The following is a 13452-nucleotide window of genomic DNA, read 5'->3' on the forward strand; positions in this document are numbered from 1 at the left end:
CGCCGGGCCCCTCCACCGTTTCACCGGGCTGCCTCAGCCCTTCTTGAGCTCCCAGAACCGGAAGACGGTGGAGGAGTCGAGGGTCCATTCGAGGCCGGTGACGTCGTCGCGGGCGACGGCGTACTGCTTGCCCTGCCAGAGCGGGAGGACCGGGAGTTCCTCGGCGACGAGGTCCTGGAGCTGCCCGTACTCGTCGGCGGTGGCGGCCCGGTCGGCGAGGGCGGCGGTCTTCGGGAGGATGCCGTCGGTGATGGCGGGGTTCTCGTAGTGGTTGTCGAGGACGTTGCCCTCGCCGAAGAAGGGGGCGGTGAAGTTGTCGGCGTCGGGGTAGTCGGGGACCCAGCCCTTGACGTAGACGCCGTACTTGCCGGCGGCGATGTCCTTCTCGTACTGGTCGAAGGGGATGGACTTGACGTCGGCGTCGAAGAGGCCGCTGGCGTTGAGCTGGCCGGCGATGGCCTTGAGCTCCTGGTCGGTGGCCGGGCCGTAGCGGCTGGGCGTGGACCAGAGGGTGAGCTTCACCTTGCCGGTGATGTCGGCGTCGCGCAGGGCCTTCTTCGCCTTGGCCTTGTCGGGGCTGCCGTAGGTGTCGAAGAAGGCGGTGTTGTGGCCGGCGATGCCCGCCGGGACGATCGAGTAGAGCGGCGTGGCCGTCGACTTGTAGACGTCCTCGACGAGCGCCTCGCGGTTGACGAGGTGGGCGATGGCGCGACGGACGCCGAGCTTGCCGACGACGGGGTCCTTCACGTTGAAGACGAGGTGCTGGACCTCGGCGCTGCTGCCCTGCGTGACCTCGATGCCCCGGTCGTCGGTGGTGTCGGAGGCTTCGAGGGCGGCGATGTCGTCGGCGGAGAGGCCTCGGTAGGCGACGTCGATCTCGCCGTCGGCGAGGGCCTTGGAGAGAGCGGCGCGGTCGCCGTTGTAGAGCTTGAGGGTGACGCCGCCGTTCTTGGCGTTGGCGGTGCCCTTGTAGCCGGGGTTGGCGGAGAAGCCGGCCTCGGTGTCGCTGAAGGAGTCCAGCTTGTACGGGCCGGAGCCGGTGGCCTTGCCGTCGGTGCGCAGGGCGTCGGCGGGGTAGTCGCGGTGGTCGACGATGGAGCCGGCGCCGGAGGCGATCTTGCTGGGGAAGGTGGCGTCCGGGACCTTGAGGCGGAAGACGATGGTCCGCTCGTCGGGGGTCTCGATGGAGGCGATGGTGGAGAGCAGCGGCGCGGGGCCGGACGGGTCGGCGATCTTGAGGGCCCGCTCGAAGGAGAACTTGACGTCCTTCGAGGTGAGCGGGTTGCCGTTGGAGAAGGTGAGGCCGTCCCTGAGGGTGCAGGTGTAGACCTTGCTGCCCCCGGAGAAGCCGCACTTGTCGGCGGCCTCGGGCTCGGGCTCCGAGCCGCCCTTGGGGAAGGCCAGCAGGGACTGGAAGACGTTGTTGAACAGCAGCCAGGAGCCAGGGTCGTAGCCGGCCGCCGGGTCGGTGGCGAGGATCTCGTCGGACATGCCGACGCGTATGCCGTCGCCCGAGCCGGCGCCCCCGCCCTGCTCGGTGCCGCAGCCGCTGAGGAGGGCGGCGGACAGCCCCGCGGCGAGCGGGGCCGTCAGCCACTTGTTGTGTGCCTTCACAGAACTTGCCTCTTGATCTCTTGCCAGGCCGGCCGCGCGCTGGTGCGCGGCCGGTGTAACCGATCCAGTCGAGGGGGGGGTTATGCGGAGCCGCGGCCCAGTTCCCAGAGCAGCAGGTCGGACGACGTGTTGAGCGCGTACTCGACTCCGGTGAGGTCGTCGCGCGCGGCGACGTACTGCTTGCCCTGCCACAGCGGCAGGACGGGTACGTCCTCGGCGACGATCTTCTGGATCTGCTCGTAGACGGGGCTCGCGGCGGTGCGGTCGGCCTGGCGGCGCGACCGCGGGATGAGCTGGTCGCGGACGACCTTGTTGACGTACGGGGTGTTGAGGAAGTTGTCGCTGTCCAGGAAGGGCGCGATGTAGTTGTCCGGGTCCGGGTAGTCCGGGAACCAGCCGAGGCCGTAGACGGCGTAGTCACCGCGCTTCTGCGCCGGGCGGAATGAGGACCACTCCGTGCCGCGGGTGTCGGCGTCGAAGAGTTCGCTGGCGATGAGCTGCTTCTTGATCGCCTCGAACTCCTGGGCGGTCTCGGCGCCGTAGTGGTCGGTGGTGTAGTTCAGGGTCACCTTGACCGGGATCTCGACGCCGGCGTCCTTGAGGATCTTGGCGGCGCGGTCGGTGTCGGGCTCGCCGTACGCGTCGTAGAAGGGGGTCGCGTGGCCGGTGATGCTGGACGGGATCAGCGAGTAGAGCGGCTCGGCGGTGGGGCCGTACACGAGGTTGACGAGGGCGCCGCGGTCGATGACGGCGGCCATGGCCTGGCGGACGGCCTTCTCCTTGACGGAGGGGGCCTTGGTGTTGAAGCCGAGGTAGCGGATCTCCAGGCCGGGGACCTCGGTGACCCGGATGCTCTCCTTGGGGGTCTCCGTGAGGTTCTTGATCTGCTGCTGCGACAGGGAGCGGGCCATCATGTCGATGTCGTCGCTCTCCAGGGCCTTGCCCATGGCGCCCGCGTCGGCGAAGGCGCGCAGCTCGACCTTGTCGTTGCGCGGGACGATGTCGCCCTTGTACTTCGGGTTCTTGGTGAAGACGAAGCGGGCGGCCTTGTCGCCCTCGCGCTCGACCTTCATGGTGTACGGGCCCGAGCCGTCGACGTCGAAGCCGTCGCGGAGCTTCCCGGCGGCGTACTTGTCCTTGCTGAGAATGCCGGCGACCGGGGTGGAGAGCTTGTACGGGAAGGTGGCGTCGGGCGACTTGAGGTGGAAGACGACCTCGTCGGTGCCCTTGGTCTCGACGGTGTCGACGTTGGCGAGCAGCGCGGCCGTTCCGTTGTCCGACTTGATCTTCAGGACGCGCTCGACGGAGTACTTGACGTCCTCGGCGGTGACCGGCGTGCCGTCGGCGAACGTGAGGCCGGAGCGGAGCTTGCAGCGGTAGCTCTCGCTGGCCTTGTCGGAGAAGCCGCAGCTCTGGGCGGCCTCGGGGACGGGCTCGCCGCCGCCGCGGGGCACGTGCAGCAGGGTCTGGACGGTCTGCCGCAGGATGTTCCAGGCGCCGGTGTCGTAGGCGAAGGCCGGGTCGAGGGGCGCGGGGGCGTCCGCGGTCGCGATGAACTGGTCCGTGGTGCCGACGACGATGGCTCTGCCGTCCTCCGCTCCGCCACAGGCGGCCAGCAGGGGGGTCAGCAGTACGGCCGCGGCGGGCAGCACCAGGGTCTTGCGGTTCATCAGGGACGTTCTCCTCATCCGGCCTGGGATGCAGCGGTCTGGGGAACTCCGCCGCCGGCCGCCCGGTCGGGGCGGGAGCGATCGGGCCGGGTGTTGCGATCGGTCCTGTGTTCACGGCGACTTGGGTGTGCGCCGGTGCACGCGGTTATGCGGCGAAGTACTCGCGAAAGATTAGTGGGCGCCGCCGCTATTGCCCGACCGCGGGCAGGCTCGGGGTAATCGCAGGGTGATCATGAATACGGAGGGCTCGATAGTCATGCGGTGCCGCGATGCGGACCAGGGCCATCGAACCGGGACACATGGGATCGACGAAACCGGCGGATTCCGGGCACGAAACGCAGCCAGGCCACCCACCGGTGGGCACTCTGGGTGACGAAGGTCACGCGGAGGCTTTTCCGGCGAATGGCCTGGGTCGTTCTCGCGCGCGAAAGCGCATTCAGCGGAGAAAGCTCAGAAGAAGCTCAGATTCCGGTGATCAGCGTGCGCAGGAAGGGCACGTCGACTTCTTCGAGGGAACGCACCACGATCCGGCCCGGGGAGGGCGCGATCGGGGCGACGGAGGGCACCGCGACGACCCGGCAGCCGGCCGCCTCGGCGGCCGCCACACCGGTCGCCGTGTCCTCGATGACGGCGCACAGGGCCGGGTCGGCGCCCACGTCGCGCGCGGCCGTCAGATAGGGCTCGGGGTGCGGCTTGGTGCGGACGACCTCGTCCCCGGCGACGGTTAGCGTGAAGCGGTCCCGGCCGAGGGAGGCGAGGACCCGGTCGATGATCCGCCGGTGCGAGGCGGAGACCAGGGCGGTGGGGATGTTGTGCCGGGCCAGCTCGGCGAGGAGGCGCTCGGCGCCGGGCATGAGCGGGACACCCTGCCCGATGCGCTGTTCGAACTTCTCGTTGAGCAGGACGGTCAGCTCCGCGAGGGTGATGTCGGCGCCGGTGGACTCGATGAGGTAGCCCGCGCTGCGGGTCATCGGGCCGCCGACGACGACGTCCCGCCAGGCCTCGTCCAGTCGGTGCCCGAGGTCGGCGAAGACCTCGACCTCGGCGTCCCACCAGAACCCCTCGGTGTCGACGAGGGTCCCGTCCATGTCGAGGAAGACCGCCTGCAGCGTGGAGCTTCCGTTCGTGCGGAACAGGGACGCTGGGACCGTACTGGTCATCCGGCACACCTTCCATGGAGGGACGAGAAGGCCGGCCACCCTCCCCGGTACGGGGAGGAGGACCGGCCTGCACTGGACCGACAAGTGTACGTCTCGGTCAGCGGGAACGCCGAGATTTACCCCTGGTGGCCGCCGTGGCGGTCACCGTGCGTTGAAGTACTTCGCCTCCGGGTGGTGGATCACGATGGCGTCGGTCGACTGCTCGGGGTGGAGCTGGAACTCCTCCGACAGGTGCACCCCGATCCGCTCCGGCTGCAGCAGGTCCGCGATCTTCGCGCGGTCCTCCAGATCGGGGCAGGCGCCGTACCCGAGGGAGAAGCGCGCACCCCGGTACTTGAGGTCGAACATGTCCTCGACCTTCGCCGGGTCCTCGCCGCCGAAACCGAGCTCGGAGCGGACCCGGGCGTGCCAGTACTCGGCCATCGCCTCGGCGAGCTGGACGGACAGGCCGTGCAGCTCCAGGTACTCGCGGTAGGAGTCGGACGCGAACAGCTTGGCGGTGGCCTCGCCGATCTTCGACCCGACGGTGACCACCTGGAGGCCCACGACGTCGGTCTCGCCGGACTCCTCCGGGCGGAAGAAGTCCGCGAGGCACAGGCGGCGGCCCCGGCGCTGGCGCGGGAAGGTGAAGCGGGTCCGCTCGTTGCCCGCCTCGTCGAGGATGATCAGGTCCTCGCCCTTGGAGACACAGGGGAAGTAGCCGTAGACCACGGCCGCTTCGAGCAGGTTCTCGGTGTGCAGCCGCTCGAGGAGGCCGCGCAGGCGCGGCCGGCCCTCGCTCTCGACGAGCTCCTCGTACGTGGCTCCGCCCGCGCGCGCCTGCTTGAGGCCCCACTGCCCCTTGAAGAGGGCGCCCTCGTCCAGCCAGGAGGCGTAGTCCTTGAGCGGGATGCCCTTGACCACGCGGGTGCCCCAGAACGGCGGGGTGGGGACGGGGTTGTCGACGGCGACGTCGGAGCGGCCGCCGGGCTCCTCCGGCTCCTCCACCTGGAGGACGGGAGTGTCCCGCTTGGCGACGCGGCGCGGCTTGAGCTCGGGGAGGGTCGCTCCGGGGACACCGCGCTTGACGGAGATGAGGGCGTCCATGAGGCGCAGGCCCTCGAAGGCGTCGCGGGCGTACCGCACCTCGCCCTGGTAGATCTCGTACAGGTCCTGTTCGACGTACGCCCGGGTGAGGGCCGCGCCGCCGAGGATCACGGGGTACTTGGCGGCCAGCTCGCGCTGGTTCAGCTCCTGGAGGTTCTCCTTCATGATCACGGTGGACTTCACCAGGAGGCCCGACATGCCGATGACGTCGGCACGGTGCTCCTCGGCGGCTTCCAGGATCGCGGAGACCGGCTGCTTGATGCCGATGTTGACGACGTTGTAGCCGTTGTTGCTGAGGATGATGTCGACGAGGTTCTTGCCGATGTCGTGGACGTCGCCGCGGACCGTGGCCAGGACGATCGTGCCCTTGCCGTCGGCGTCGGACTTCTCCATGTGCGGTTCGAGGTACGCCACGGCGGTCTTCATGACCTCGGCGGACTGGAGCACGAACGGCAGCTGCATCTGGCCGGAGCCGAAGAGCTCGCCGACGGTCTTCATGCCGTCGAGAAGGGTCTCGTTGACGATGTCGAGGGCGGGCCGGGCCGTCAGGGCCTCGTCGAGGTCCGCCTCCAGGCCGTTCTTCTCGCCGTCGATGATCCGGCGCTTGAGCCGCTCGTCGAGCGGCAGCGCGAGCAGCTCCTCGGTCTTGCCGGCCTTCATCGACTTGGTGTTGACGCCCTCGAAGAGCGCCATCAGCTTCTGCAACGGGTCGTAGCCCTCGGCGCGACGGTCGTAGATCAGATCGAGGGCGGTCGTGACCTGCTCGTCGTCGAAGCGGGCGATCGGCAGGATCTTCGAGGCGTGCACGATCGCCGAGTCGAGACCGGCCTTCACGCACTCGTCGAGGAAGACGGAGTTGAGGAGGATGCGCGCGGCCGGGTTGAGGCCGAAGGAGATGTTCGACAGACCCAGCGTGGTCTGCACGTCCGGGCGGCGTCGCTTCAGCTCGCGGATCGCCTCGATCGTGGCGATGCCGTCCTTGCGGGACTCCTCCTGACCGGTGCAGATCGTGAAGGTCAGGGTGTCGATGAGGATGTCCGACTCGTGGATGCCCCAGTTGCCGGTGAGGTCCTCGATGAGCCGCTCGGCGATGGCGACCTTGTGCTCGACGGTACGGGCCTGGCCCTCCTCGTCGATGGTCAGCGCGATGAGCGCGGCACCGTGCTCCTGCGCCAGCCGGGTGACCTTCGCGAAGCGGGACTCGGGGCCGTCGCCGTCCTCGTAGTTGACCGAGTTGATGACGGCCCGGCCGCCGAGCTTCTCCAGGCCGGCGCGGATGACATCGACCTCGGTGGAGTCGAGGACGATCGGCAGGGTGGAGGCGGTGGCGAAGCGGCCGGCCAGCTCCTCCATGTCGGCGACGCCGTCGCGGCCGACGTAGTCGACGCACAGGTCGAGCATGTGCGCGCCCTCGCGGATCTGGTCGCGGGCCATCTCGACGCAGTCGTCCCAGCGGCCTTCGAGCATGGCCTCACGGAACTTCTTCGAGCCGTTGGCGTTCGTCCGCTCACCGATCGCCATGTACGCGGTGTCCTGGCGGAACGGCACGGTCTGGTAGAGCGAGGCGGCGCCGGGCTCGGGGTGGGGGGTGCGCTCGGGAGGCGTGGTGCCCCGCACCCGCTCGACGACATGGCGCAGGTGCTCGGGCGTCGAGCCGCAGCAGCCGCCGATGAGCGACAGGCCGTAGTCGCGGACGAAGTTCTCCTGCGCGTCGGCCATCTCGGGCGGCGTCAGCGGGAAGTACGCGCCGTCCTTGGTCAGCACGGGCAGGCCGGCGTTCGGCATGCACATCAGGGGCGTACGGGAGTGGCGGGCCAGGTAGCGGAGGTGTTCCGTCATCTCGGCCGGGCCCGTCGAGCAGTTCAGGCCGATCATGTCGATGCCGAGCGGCTCCAGGGCGGTCAGCGCGGCGCCGATCTCGGAGCCGAGCAGCATGACACCCGTGGTCTCGAAGGCGAGCGAACAGATCAGGGGGACGTCCACACCCAGGGCGTCCATCGCGCGGCGCGCGCCGATCAGGCTCGACTTGGTCTGCAGCAGGTCCTGGGTCGTCTCGACGATCAGGGCGTCCGCGCCGCCGGCCAGCAGGCCCTCGGCGTTCTGCTGGTAGCCGTCGCGCAGCACGTCGTACGCGATGTGGCCCAGCGACGGCAGCTTGGTGCCGGGGCCGATGGAGCCCAGCACCCAGCGCTGACGGCCGTCCTTGGCGCCGAACTCGTCGGCGACCTCGCGGGCGATCCGGGCGCCCGCCTCGGAGAGCTCGAAGATACGGTCCGCGATCTCGTACTCGCCGGCCGCGGAGTGGTTGGAGCCGAAGGTGTTCGTCTCGACGCAGTCGACGCCGACCTCGAAGTACGCCTCATGGACCGAGCGGACGATGTCGGGCCGGGTCACGTTCAGGATCTCGTTGCAGCCTTCGAGGTTCTGGAAGTCCTCGAGGGTGGGGTCCTGGGCCTGGAGCATGGTGCCCATCGCTCCGTCGGCGACGACCACTCGGGTGGCGAGTGCCTCACGGAGGGCTGCGGTGCGGTTCCGGCTGTCAGCGGAAGGGGTCGGCAACGAGGCCATGGATGAGCTCCCTGGGATGCGACGGCTGTCGGCTTTGCACTCTCGGTGGAGGGTGCACGGGGCCAGCGTAACCGTGGTTGCCCCGGGGTGGACATGGTGTCCCACGGGGCGGACGGCATCCTGTGTGCGGGGACTCCCGGTACTGCCTGTTCTTGGCCGACACTGTCATGTGTGAGCCAAGGTCGGCATCGACCGATAGTGTTCAGCATTGTCGAACAGCGTAAGAGGGAGAAGGGTCGGGCGATGGCGAAGAACATCCAGTCGCTTGAACGGGCGGCCGCGATGCTGCGACTGCTCGCGGGCGGCGAGCGCCGGCTCGGCCTGTCCGACATCGCGTCCTCGCTGGGACTCGCGAAGGGCACGGCCCACGGGATCCTGCGCACCCTCCAGGCGGAGGGTTTCGTGGAGCAGGAGGCGACCTCGGGCCGCTACCAGCTGGGGGCGGAGCTGCTGCGGCTCGGCAACAGCTATCTCGACGTGCACGAGCTGCGGGCCCGGGCCCTCGTCTGGACGGACGACCTCGCGCGGTCGAGCGGCGAGAGCGTGCACCTGGGGGTGCTGCACCAGCGGGGCGTCCTCATCGTGCACCACGTCTTCCGGCCGGACGACAGCCGCCAGGTCCTGGAGGTGGGGGCCATGCAGCCGCTGCACTCCACCGCGCTCGGGAAGGTCCTCTCGGCCTACGACCCGGTGGCCCACAGCGAGGTGCTGGAGGTCGAGCGGGAGGCGTTCACGCCGCGGACGACCACGGAGCTCGGCGCCTTCGAGTCGCTGCTCGACCTCACGCGGGCCAAGGGCTGGGCGGATGACGTGGAGGAGACCTGGGAGGGCGTGGCCTCGGTGGCGGCGCCGATCCACGACCGGCGGCGCATGCCGGTGGGCGCGGTGGCGGTCACGGGCGCGGTGGAGCGGATCTGCCCGGGCGGGGAGCTGCGGCCGGAGCTGGTGGCTGCGGTACGGGACTGCGCCCGCGCGGTGTCCCGGGACCTGGGCGCCGGCCGCTTCTGACAACACGGGGCGGTACCCGCCCCCGCACGGGGGCATCCACCGCCGCACGGACGAACCCGCACCACCGAACCCGTACGACCAAGCCCGTACGACCGGGCCAGCACCACCGGGCCCGCACCACCGAACCCGAGCCCGTACGACCGAACCCGTCGGTAACGATCCCGTTATCGGCGGGTTTTTCGCATCCTCGGCCCTTGACGCGCTGTTAACCCGGGGGCAAAACTTCCGTTCACCGGTCGGCATTGCCGAACACCTAACGGCAATACGCGCTAGAGTGTGGCAGTGCCAAGGGCCGGTAACGCCCTCACACGAGGGCGCGGACCACCGGTGGGACCCGGGGTTCGCCTTCCCCTGGACGAAGGACAAAGGAGTCGCGGGTGTCCAGCTCCGACATCTTCCTCGGCGAGACCATCGGTACCGCCGTACTCATCCTGCTCGGCGGCGGTGTCTGTGCCGCCGTCACACTCAAGAGCTCGAAGGCCCGCAACGCGGGCTGGCTCGCGATCACCTTCGGGTGGGGCTTCGCCGTCATGACGGCCGTCTACATGACGGCTTCCCTCTCCGGCGCCCATCTGAACCCCGCCGTCACGGTCGGAATCGCGATCAAGGACGGGGAGTGGGGCAACGTCCCCGTCTACCTCGCCGGCCAGCTGCTCGGCGCGATGATCGGCGCGGCGCTGGTCTGGGTGGCCTACTACGGACAGTTCCAGGCCCATCTCACGGACCCGGAGACCGTCGGCGAGAAGCCGATCGAGGGCCCCGGCCCGGTGCTCGGCATCTTCTCCACCGGCCCCGAGATCCGGAACACCTGGCAGAACCTCGCCACCGAGATCATCGGCACCGTCGTGCTGGTCCTGGCCGTGCTCACCCAGGGCCTCAACGACAGCGGCAAGGGCCTCGGCGTCATAGGCGCGCTCATCACCGCGTTCGTCGTCGTCTCCATCGGCCTCTCGCTCGGCGGCCCGACGGGCTACGCCATCAACCCGGCCCGCGACCTCGGCCCGCGCATCGTGCACGCCCTGCTCCCGCTGCCGAACAAGAGCGGCTCCGACTGGAGCTACGCCTGGATCCCGGTCGCCGGTCCGCTGATCGGTGGAGCCATCGCCGCGGGTATCTACAACATCGCGTTCGCCTGAGCCGTCCTTCTTCCAGACTTCCTTGGAGCACACCGTGACCGACGCACACACGTCCGGCCCCTTCATCGCGGCCATCGACCAGGGCACCACCTCCTCGCGCTGCATCGTCTTCGACAAGGACGGCCGGATCGTCTCGGTCGACCAGAAGGAGCACGAGCAGATCTTCCCGAAGCCGGGCTGGGTCGAACACGACGCCGCCGAGATCTGGACCAACGTCCAGGAGGTCGTCGCCGGCGCCCTGGAGAAGGGCGGCATCGCCGCCTCCGACGTCAAGGCCGTCGGCATCACCAACCAGCGCGAGACCACGCTGCTCTGGGACAAGAACACCGGTGAGCCCGTCCACAACGCTCTCGTCTGGCAGGACACCCGCACCGACGCCCTCTGCAAGGAGCTCGGCCGCAACGTCGGCCAGGACCGCTTCCGCCGCGAGACCGGCCTGCCCCTGGCGAGCTACTTCGCCGGCCCGAAGATCCGCTGGATGCTCGACAACGTCGAGGGCCTGCGCGAGCGCGCCGAGGCCGGCGACATCCTCTTCGGCACCATGGACTCGTGGGTCATCTGGAACCTCACGGGCGGCCCCGACGGCGGCGTGCACGTCACCGACGTCACCAACGCCTCGCGCACCATGCTGATGAACCTGCACACGCTGGCCTGGGACGAGAAGATCGCGGAGTCGATGGGGGTCCCCCTCAACGTCCTCCCCGAGATCCGGTCCTCCGCCGAGGTGTACGGCAACGTCAAGGACGGCGTCCTCGCCGGCGTCCCGGTCGCCTCCGCGCTCGGCGACCAGCAGGCCGCCCTCTTCGGCCAGACCTGTTTCGCCGAGGGCGAGGCCAAGTCCACGTACGGCACCGGCACCTTCATGCTGATGAACACCGGTGACAAGATCATCAACTCCTACAGCGGCCTGCTGACCACCGTCGGCTACCAGATCGGCGACGCGAAGCCGGTCTACGCCCTGGAGGGCTCGATCGCCGTCACCGGTTCGCTGGTGCAGTGGATGCGCGACCAGATGGGCCTCATCAAGTCGGCCGCCGAGATCGAGACCCTCGCGTCCTCGGTCGAGGACAACGGCGGCGCCTACTTCGTCCCGGCCTTCTCCGGTCTGTTCGCCCCGTACTGGCGCTCCGACGCCCGCGGTGTGATCGCCGGCCTGACCCGGTACGTCACCAAGGCGCACATCGCCCGCGCCGTCCTGGAGGCCACCGCCTGGCAGACCCGCGAGATCACCGACGCCATGACGAAGGACTCCGGCGTCGAGCTGACCGCGCTCAAGGTCGACGGCGGCATGACCTCCAACAACCTGCTGATGCAGACCCTCTCGGACTTCCTGGACGCGCCGGTCGTGCGTCCGATGGTCGCCGAGACGACCTGCCTCGGTGCCGCCTACGCCGCCGGCCTGGCCGTCGGCTTCTGGCCGGACACCGACGCGCTGCGCGCCAACTGGCGCCGCGCCGCGGAATGGACCCCTCGCATGGACGCCGACAAGCGCGACCGCGAGTACAAGAGCTGGCTCAAGGCCGTGGAGCGGACCATGGGCTGGATCGAGGACGAGGAGTAAGACACATGACCACCCTGCAGAGCGTCCCTGCCCTTGGGACGCACCCGGCGTCCGGCTCCCTCCCGAGCCGCGCCGAGACCCGGGAGCAGCTCTCCAAGGCGACGTACGACCTCCTGGTCATCGGCGGCGGCATCCTGGGCATCTCCACCGCCTGGCACGCCGCGCAGTCCGGTCTGCGGGTGGCCCTGGTGGACGCCGGCGACTTCGCCGGCGCCACCTCCTCCGCCTCCTCCAAGCTTCTCCACGGCGGTCTGCGCTACCTGCAGACCGGCGCGGTGAAGCTGGTCGCGGAGAACCACTTCGAGCGGCGTGCGGTCTCCCGTCAGGTGGCACCGCACCTCGCCAACCCCCTCACCTTCTACCTGCCCGTCTACAAGGGCGGCCCGCACGGCGCGGCCAAGCTGGGCGCCGGTGTCTTCGCGTACTCCGCCCTGTCCGCCTTCGGTGACGGTGTCGGGCACCTGCTCTCCCCCGCCAAGGCCGCGCAGGACGTGCCGGAGCTGCGGACGGACAACCTGAAGGCCGTGGCCGTCTACGGCGACGACCAGATGAACGACGCCCGCATGGCGCTGATGACGGTCCGCGCCGCGGTCGACGCCGGGGCCACCGTCCTCAACCACGCCGAGGTCACCGGCCTGCGCTTCACCCGCGGCCGGGTCACGGGCGCCGAGCTGAAGGACCGCACGAGCGGCGACGAGTTCGGCGTCACCGCCCGGCTGGTGCTGAACGCGACCGGCCCGTGGGTCGACCACCTGCGCAAGATGGAGGACCCGAACGCGGCGCCCTCCATCCGCCTTTCCAAGGGCGCGCACCTGGTCCTCAAGCGGACCTCGCCGTGGAAGGCCGCGCTCGCCACCCCGATCGACAAGTACCGCATCACCTTCGCCCTCCCCTGGGAGGACATGCTGCTCCTCGGCACGACCGACGAGGAGTACGAGGGCGACCCCGGCCAGGTCGAGGTCACCGAGAAGGACACCGCCCAGATCCTGGACGAGGCCGCCTTCTCCATCCGTGACCAGCAGCTCGACCGCGATCTGATCACCTACGCCTTCGCGGGCCTGCGGGTGCTCCCGGGCGGTCCCGGCGACACCTCGAAGGCCAAGCGCGAGACGGTCGTCACCGAGGGCCGCGGCGGCATGCTGTCGGTGGCCGGCGGCAAGTGGACGACCTTCCGCCACATCGGCCGTACGGTGATGAAGAAGCTGGAGGCCCTCCCGGGCCACCCACTGGGCGACGACTACGAATCGGTCTCCACGCTGCCGAAGCGGCTCCCGCTGCCCGGCATCGCCAACCCGAACGCGGTCGCGCACCGGCTGCTCTCCGACGGTCCGGCGCCCGGCCCGCGGATGGCCGCCGACACCGCCAAGCACCTCGCGACGCACTACGGCTCGCTCTCCTTCGACATCGCCCGCATGGCGAACGAGAACCCGGAGCTCGCCCGGCGGATCCACCCGGACGCCCCGGAGATCTGGGCGCAGGTCGCCTACGCCCGCGACCACGAGTGGGCCGAGACGGCGGACGACGTGCTGCGCCGCCGTACGACGCTGACGATACGAGGCCTGGCGACGGACGAGGTCCGCGCCGGCGTCGAATCGATGCTGGGCAGGTAACTCGCGTACGCACAGGGGCGGTTCCTCTTCGAGGGGCCG

Annotated in this window: 8 protein-coding genes; 4 read left to right on the forward strand and 4 right to left on the reverse strand. The window is 69.7% G+C overall.

Features of this window, described 5'->3' with window-relative positions; translation table 11 throughout:
- Positions 1-33: 33 nt before the first annotated feature.
- The 4 genes from ACWFR1_RS24750 to metH all read right to left on the reverse strand — a co-directional run bounded on the left by ACWFR1_RS24750 (position 34) and on the right by metH (position 8098).
- Entirely contained in the window at positions 34-1614 is a 1581-nt protein-coding gene (locus ACWFR1_RS24750) for an ABC transporter substrate-binding protein (protein ID WP_453554629.1), read from the reverse strand.
- 80 nt (positions 1615-1694) lie between these two features.
- Positions 1695-3284 carry an ABC transporter substrate-binding protein gene (locus tag ACWFR1_RS24755; protein WP_453554631.1) on the reverse strand — a complete coding sequence of 530 codons (1590 nt, stop codon included), beginning with the start codon at positions 3282-3284 and terminating at the stop codon, positions 1695-1697.
- 461 nt (positions 3285-3745) lie between these two features.
- Positions 3746-4444, reverse strand: coding sequence for an HAD family hydrolase (locus ACWFR1_RS24760; RefSeq protein ID WP_453554633.1), 699 nt, complete (start codon positions 4442-4444; stop codon positions 3746-3748).
- A 141-nt stretch (positions 4445-4585) separates the two neighbouring features.
- Complete coding sequence (metH, locus tag ACWFR1_RS24765; protein WP_453554635.1) at positions 4586-8098, reverse strand: methionine synthase; 3513 nt, start codon at positions 8096-8098, stop codon at positions 4586-4588.
- Between the two features lie 243 nt (positions 8099-8341).
- Between metH and ACWFR1_RS24770 the strand changes: the two genes are divergently transcribed.
- The 4 genes from ACWFR1_RS24770 to ACWFR1_RS24785 all read left to right on the forward strand — a co-directional run bounded on the left by ACWFR1_RS24770 (position 8342) and on the right by ACWFR1_RS24785 (position 13413).
- Positions 8342-9106 carry an IclR family transcriptional regulator gene (locus tag ACWFR1_RS24770; protein ID WP_453554637.1) on the forward strand — a complete coding sequence of 255 codons (765 nt, stop codon included), beginning with the start codon at positions 8342-8344 and terminating at the stop codon, positions 9104-9106.
- 377 nt (positions 9107-9483) lie between these two features.
- Entirely contained in the window at positions 9484-10242 is a 759-nt protein-coding gene (locus ACWFR1_RS24775) for an MIP/aquaporin family protein (RefSeq protein ID WP_453554639.1), read from the forward strand.
- A 34-nt stretch (positions 10243-10276) separates the two neighbouring features.
- On the forward strand, positions 10277-11803 hold the full coding sequence (glpK, locus tag ACWFR1_RS24780; protein ID WP_453554641.1) for a glycerol kinase GlpK: 1527 nt from the start codon (positions 10277-10279) through the stop codon (positions 11801-11803).
- Positions 11804-11808: 5 nt separating this feature from the next.
- Positions 11809-13413 carry an FAD-dependent oxidoreductase gene (locus ACWFR1_RS24785; protein ID WP_453554643.1) on the forward strand — a complete coding sequence of 535 codons (1605 nt, stop codon included), beginning with the start codon at positions 11809-11811 and terminating at the stop codon, positions 13411-13413.
- Positions 13414-13452: the final 39 nt, after the last annotated feature.

It is taken from the genome of Streptomyces sp. NPDC055103, from assembly GCF_053607625.1.